General features: G+C 48.0%; 1 protein-coding gene and 1 pseudogene. Both read left to right on the top strand.

Translation table 11 applies throughout. From position 1 onward, the window contains the following. Positions 1 to 1,586: pseudogene (locus tag IQ257_RS28915) on the top strand (tetratricopeptide repeat protein); the annotation flags it as partial. Between the two features lie 301 nt (positions 1,587 to 1,887). Continuing rightward, positions 1,888 to 3,918: a TolC family protein gene (locus tag IQ257_RS28910; RefSeq protein ID WP_193882381.1), complete on the top strand. Its 2,031-nt coding sequence runs from the start codon at positions 1,888 to 1,890 to the stop codon at positions 3,916 to 3,918. Positions 3,919 to 3,960 lie beyond the last annotated feature (42 nt).

The following is a 3,960-nucleotide window of genomic DNA, read 5'->3' as shown; positions in this document are numbered from 1 at the left end:
CCGCTCCCCAGCTCCCTCGCTTCCCCGCTCCCCCAACTTGGTTAGCCGTTTTCTTGCTGGGAGGTTATCTTCTTTGTTCTCTGAATATTAATAAAGACGATCGCTATATTTTGCCTCTTTTGCCAGTGATATCGGTAGTGTTGGCTTATGGTTTGACTCTCTGGAAGGGGCGCTGGGCAAAAAATATTCGCTGGGGTACGGTTGGGCTGGCATCGTTATTGATGATACTAAATTTGTTTCCTCTGGGAGGAACGGCTTTTTCCCCTATCCTTTCTCCTTTCCAGTATCGACCTTATCTGGGACAGCCATTTCCTCATTCTCAGGTTATTGATGAAATTATCGAAACCTCTCCTTACTTGCGTACAACCTTGGGAGTGCTGCCTTCAACGCCGGAAATTAACCAGCATAATTTTAATTATTATGGAGCGTTGCAGGATTTTCAGGTTTACGGGCGTCAGGTGGGAACGCAACAGGAACAACTTCAGCAGGATGTGCGATCGCTTTCTTGGTTTCTTACTAAAACGGGTGAGCAAGGTTCTGTTCCTGAAGCGCAAGGGGCTATGGTTCAAACGGTTGAGCAAGGGGGAGATTTCGGGCTACAGAAGAGTTGGAATTTACCGGATGGCAGTATTTTAAAGCTTTATCACCGACGGGAATTATCTGTAGAGGTACAACTAGAGTCGGGAGTTGGGAGTCAGGGGTCGGGAGACAAAATTCAGTTAGATAAGGTGACAGTGCCAGATAAGGTGCCTCCGGGCGTGCCTGTGCCAATCAATTATGAGTGGGTGGGTACTTGGGAGCAGTTGCAGTCGGGTATTGTGCTATTGACTTGGACAGGAACGCCTCAACACCGATGGTTGCATGATCATGGTATTGGGATGGGAGAGTTGCATTTTAATTCAAAATGGGTTACGTCTAGGGACGCTAACACCATTCAAAATTCTCAATTCCGAGTCGTTGAACGGACGGCGATGCTGCCTCCTGGGGATATACCAGCAGGCAGTTATAGTCTGGAGGCGACTTATCTAAATCGAGAAACGGGTGAAACTTATCCTATCCAAGTGCCACCTGTTACTGTGACTATCGATCCGACGGCTACTGTAACACCAGCACCAGAATTGGATTTACTTACTCAACTGCGGACGTTAGCGGTTAATTTACCGAAAGGAACGGATGCTTTAGAACCGATTTTTGAGCAAACGGGGCGTATTAATCAGTATGACCCGATTCAAGATTATCTGGTGCAGGCGGATTTAGCGTTGGCGCATCGGCTAAGGTTAGAACCGCAAAATTTAGAATGGGCTTACGGTTTAGCATTATCTAGAGTATTGCAGGAAGATGCCGGAGGAGCGATCGCAGCGTTGAAGCGAGTGGTTGAGCTTGATTCAGACAATCCTTATGCTCGTGCTTATCTTGCCTTTGTCTACCTCTACCAATGGCGGGGGAAGAATGCTCAAGATGCTCTAAAACCCGCTTTGAAGCTTAACCCGAATCTGCCAGAACTGCAAGCTCTTTCTGGTGTTGCGGCTCTGTTACAGGGTAATGTTTTTAGGGCGTGGCAAATTTTTCAGGCATTGCAACTGTGATTTAGGTGACAGACTAAGTAGAACATCTGTTCGTAAGCGTTTAGCTTACTCTCTTTGAGGATGGCGATTCCCGCGAATTTGTTGAATGTTCTGTTTCAGAGAGTGTTACAGTTTTGGAATTTCGATTGAATCGATGTCTATTGGACGCTCAGATCTCCTAGGATAGTAGATCAGCCTGATTATAAACCAACAAAATAAGTTCGACTAATCGTTTGCCAAGTGTACTGACAAACGATTATTCTGCCATTTGGTAGCGCAAGACGCGCAGTTCTTGACAACTAAAGAGCGACTTTCAAAACATATGCCAACGTTCCGTTATTTCGTGGCTGTAGGTGTGGGGACAGCGATTGCATTGCTCTATATCAAACCGAGTGCCTCAGAAGAGTTACCATCACTCGCTCTATCCGAGAGTCGAGTACCCATCCATGAACAGGAAGAGCTTGGGGATTGGAGATTAGAAACAGGCAACCTCTCCACTCACCCATCCACAGAGGGGGGTTTGCCAGTCCATCAAGGGGATAACCAGGAGTCCGCTACCAAGAATAGACGAGAACGCGCTAATCAGGAGGACGAGAACACCGCAAGTTCTGCGATCGCAGTATCGCCCCCTCTCCCACTCCCCTCTGAGCGCCCCTTGCTGAATCATTCTAGAATCCAGGTCGATCCCAGAAGCCTTCGTCGGCGAGATTTTGATATCAACAACCAACAAAATCCTCGCAGTATCCCATCCACCATCCCTAACGCTGTGGCGGTAGAAACTGAAGCTGATAAAGCAGGTACACCTCGATCTAGCACACTACTTGTTGAGAATGATAGAGAAAGAGCCAGTACACCTGTAAGTGAAATGCCTATTGGTCAGTTGCCTACCGTAGAACCCTCTGTGCCAATCCTAGACGAGCCGACCACTCCAGCGCCAGAATTTCCGACTCGCACAACTGATCCGTTGCTTTTGCCTACTCCAACAACTGAACTTCTCGATCCAACATTGCTCAATCCCAGCGCCAATCCCTTGCTATTTCCCACCAGACCCGAGGACGTTGAAATTCAAACCATCCAACCGATTACCTTGGAGCAGGCAATAGAACTAGCACGGCGCAATAATCGGGAGTTACAACAATCCCTACTTGCCCTCGAACGATCTCAGTTTGCCTTGGCAGAAGCCTTAGCCGCTGAATATCCGACAGCAAGCCTCATTTCCGAATTTACCCGTACAGAATCTGCCCAATCTGGCTCTAACTTCCAGGATCAACTCAGTGAATTGTTGGGGATTGATTCTCAAGATAATAATAATACCTCAACCACATTCAATAACAGGCTGGAGGTCAACTACGCCGCCTATACTGCTGGGCGTCGGTCTGCAACAATTCGAGCGGCTGAAGAACAAGTCCGCTTCCAGCAGCTTGATGTAGAACGCATTTCGGAAGATTTGCGACTGAACGTTAGCAATGTCTACTACAATTTGCAAGAAGCTGATGCCCAAGTTGAAATTAGCCAAGCAGCGGTAACTGATGCCGCTCGAAGTTTGCAGGATGCCGTGTTGCGAGAACAAGCGGGGTTGGGAACGCGGTTTGAAGTCTTGCAAGCGCAGGTAGAGTTGGCAAATAACAATCAGCAGCTAACTAATTCTATTAGCCAACAACGCATTGTCCGTCGTCAACTCGTGCAGGTACTGAGTTTGGATCAGCAGGTAGCTGTCTCAGCCGCTGATCCGATTCAACTGGCAGGAAATTGGGATCTTTCGTTAGAGGAAAGTATTATCATCGCGTTCAAAAATCGAGCAGAGTTAGAACAGCAGCTTATCCAACGCACTATCAGCCAGCAGCAGCAGCGTATTGCCCTCGCTGCCATCCGACCGCAATTGAGTTTATTTGGCAGCTACAATATCCTAGCTGATTTCGGGAATGACGACGGTCCAGAAGATGGCTTCACCCTAGGAGCGCGCCTCCAGTGGAATTTTTTCGATGGTGGAGCCGCTAGAGCCAGAGCTGCTCAGGAAGAAGTGAATGAAGCGATCGCTGAAACTCAATTTGCCAATCAGCGCAACCAGATACGCTTCCAGGTTGAGCAAGCTTTTTTCGAGCTAAAATCTAGCCAGGAAAACATTCAAACAGCAACCTTGGCTTTGGAACAGGCGCGAGAGAGCTTGCGATTGGCACGGTTGCGAGTTGAAGCCGGAATTGGCACCCAAACCGATGTGATCAACCAGCAAACTGCCCTAACCCGTGCCAGAATTAACCTACTTACAGCAATTCTGGATTACAATCGGGCGTTGGTAACTCTGCAACGATCAATTAGCAATCTTGCTGACGGCAATCTTTTCGACCTTCCTTAACTAATAGGCAGGATGGGCGAGACTGCGATCCCACAATAGGGG

Source organism: Coleofasciculus sp. LEGE 07092 (assembly GCF_015207375.1).
GTDB lineage: Bacteria > Cyanobacteriota > Cyanobacteriia > Cyanobacteriales > Coleofasciculaceae > LEGE-07092.
Note: the sequence above shows the minus strand (reverse complement) of the source record. Positions and strands in the feature narration are given on the sequence as shown.

What these genes read in the sequence shown, in the direction of transcription:
- IQ257_RS28910 (WP_193882381.1), top strand. Translation starts at nt 1,888, where the DNA reads ATGCCAACGTTCCGTTATTTCGTGGCTGTAGGTGTGGGGACAGCGATT.